Raw genomic sequence first — 2,336 nt, forward strand, 5'->3', positions numbered from 1 at the left:
CTTGCCGCCGATATGCACAAATCGGCCGATGCCAACGCGCTGACGCGCACGCTGTCGCTCACCGCATCGCGGCGCGGGCAGGCATTGGTCGAGGCGCTGTGGATTCGCTGGGCGGGACCCTTGGGGCTGGTGTGGAAACAGCGCAAATTTGCGATCAGCGGCGCGATCAACGTGGTCCCCAGCCTGCGCGCGGTGACCGACGAGGGCAGCCGGCTGTTCCAGCGGGGCAGCTGGTTCGGCCTTCGCCAGCAACGCTTCCGCGGCGAAGGCACCGAGTTCGAGGCACTTGCCGAATTTCAGCCGGGAATGGACCGCCGCGCTATCGACTGGAACGCGTCGGCACGCCACGTCAAACTGCTCGCCAAGGAATACCGTGTCGAGCGCGACAACCGCGTCGTGCTGGCGATCGACGGCGGGCGGACAATGGCCGAGCCGGTGGGCGGGATGCCGCGCGTCGACCGCGCGGTGTCGGCGGCGCTGCTGCTCGCCTATGTCGGGTTGAAACTGGGTGACCGGATCAGCTTGTTTTCGTTCGCGGCCAAGCCGCACGCGCTGACCCCCGCCTATATGCACACGCAAGATTTCCCAGCGTTGCAGCGCGCGGCGAGCCTGATCGACTATGCGCATGTGGAAAGCAATTTCACTCTCGCGCTGACCAGCTTGTCGGCGCAACTCAATCGCCGCTCGCTGATCATCCTGTTCACTGAATTTGCCGACGCGACGAGCGCCGACCTGATGATCCGTGCCGCCGGGCGGCTGGTGAAGAAGCATCGGTTGCTGTTCGTCGTCATCAAGGATGAAGAAGTGGAAAGCGAGGAACGCCGCCGCCCCGAAACCGGCGCCGACGTCACCCGGTCGAACGTCGCGGCGGCGATGCTGCGCAATCGCGAGCTGGTGATCGCCCGGCTCCAGCGGCTGGGCGCCGACGTGATCGAGGTGCCTGCCGACGCCATGGGCGCGAGTGCGGTCGAGGCCTATCTGGGCATCAAGCGGACAGGCACACTGTGATTCCCGTTTCAGCCCCCACCCGCGCGATCGACGCCCCCGGCTTTTCGACGAGCCGCTTTCGTGCCGAGCGCGAAGCCGACTGGATCGCGTTCGACCTGTTGCTGACGAAGCTGGAGAAAAAGGGCGCCAAGGCGCTGACCAGCGACGAGTTACTGCAACTGCCCCTTCTCTATCGCGCCACGCTGTCGTCGCTGTCGATCGCGCGCGCTACGAGCCTCGACAAGGCTCTGCTCGAGCATCTCGAAGCCCTGTCGATCCGCGGTTATTTCCTTGTCTATGGCGTGCGCGAGACGCGGCTGAGCCGCCTCCGCCGTTTTTTCCTTTATGACTGGCCCGCCGCGGTGCGATCGGTGTGGAAGGAAACATTGATCATCGCGCTGATCATCCTGCTCGGCGCGCTGACCAGCTATTCGCTCGTCGCCAGCAACCCCGAATGGTATTTCAACTTCGTCGACGAAGAGATGGCGGGCGGCCGCGACCCGCGCGCGACCGCTGAATTCCTTCAGTCGACGCTGGGGCATGGCAAGGCGGCGGCGGATAAGGGCGAAAGCGGGCTGCACGTCTTCGCGACATATTTGTTCACCCACAACAGCCAGGTGTCGATCCTGTCCTTCGCGCTTGGCTTCGCGTTCGGAATCCCGACGATGATGCTCGAATATTATCAGGGGATCGGGCTCGGCGCGATGATGGCGGTCTTTTCCGCCAAAGGGCTAGGCTTTGATTTCGGTGGCTGGCTGTTCATCCACGGCACGACGGAGCTGTTCGCCGCCGCGCTGTCGGGGGCGGCCGGGTTGCGCATCGGCGCCGCGGTCGTCTTCCCCGGCGCGCGCGGACGGTTGCAGGCGGCGGCCGATGCCGGGCGCACCGCGGGCAAGGTGATGGTCGGCGTCATATTGATGCTGTTCGCCGCCGGGCTGCTCGAAGGCTTCGGGCGCCAGCTGATCACCGACACGATGTTGCGCTATGCCATCGGATCGCTGATGCTGTCGTTCTGGCTCGCCTATTATTACATTCCCCGCCGCGAGGATGTGGCATGACCGCCGCCGCCTCCAACGCAAAATCGCGCACCGCGCGGGCAAAGAAGATCCGCCATTTCGTGACGCCCGAAGGCGTCGACCTGGAACTGAAGATTGCGAGCGCCGGGCTGCGCTTTGGCGCGCTGTTGATCGACATGATCCTGATCCAGCTCGCGCTGCTGCTGTTCTGGCTCTTGATGCTGTGGATCGGCGTCGCCGCGCAGTCCGACGTGACCGAAGTCATCTGGATGATGGGGGCCTTCCTGCTCCGTACCTTCTGGTTCATCGGGTTCGAGCTGGGGTCGCGCGCGG

Annotated in this window: 3 protein-coding genes; all 3 read left to right on the plus strand. The window is 64.8% G+C overall.

Annotated features, from left to right (window positions below):
• On the plus strand, positions 1-1,008 hold a 1,008-nt coding region (locus A3E77_RS06760), incomplete at its 5' end, for a DUF58 domain-containing protein (protein ID WP_293644359.1).
• A complete protein-coding gene (locus tag A3E77_RS06765; RefSeq protein ID WP_293644361.1) occupies positions 1,005-2,045 on the plus strand; it encodes a stage II sporulation protein M in 1,041 nt (346 codons plus the stop codon). The genes A3E77_RS06760 and A3E77_RS06765, both read left to right, overlap by 4 nt.
• Positions 2,042-2,336, plus strand: a 295-nt coding sequence (locus A3E77_RS06770; protein WP_458574417.1) for an RDD family protein, incomplete at its 3' end; no start/stop codon positions are given. The genes A3E77_RS06765 and A3E77_RS06770, both read left to right, overlap by 4 nt.

The organism is Sphingopyxis sp. RIFCSPHIGHO2_12_FULL_65_19, assembly GCF_001830555.1.
Lineage (GTDB): Bacteria > Pseudomonadota > Alphaproteobacteria > Sphingomonadales > Sphingomonadaceae > Sphingopyxis.